This window comes from Lacinutrix cladophorae, assembly GCF_053604645.1.
Window position 1 is genome coordinate 1 of sequence record NZ_JBSHNR010000118.1, and the last position, 204, is coordinate 204.

At 38.2% G+C, this 204-nt stretch carries 1 protein-coding gene; it reads left to right on the forward strand.

The annotated features are described in order from the left end of the window. Positions 1–204: hypothetical protein (locus ACVC3Y_RS10250; RefSeq protein ID WP_452226818.1), on the forward strand; the 204-nt coding region annotated here is incomplete at both ends.

The window sequence follows — 204 nt, forward strand, 5'->3', positions numbered from 1 at the left end:
TCCACTTGTGGTGCTGGTGGTACTATTACTGTAATCTATACGGTATCGGATGATTGTGATAACGAAACTACACTGACTGCGACACTTACTCTTGAAGATTCTATCGGTCCTGATCTTACAGCTTGTACGGTTGTAGATGAAACTATAGAATGTAATGGTACAGATAATGAAACCATTGCTAATGATTGGAATGCTGCTAATATT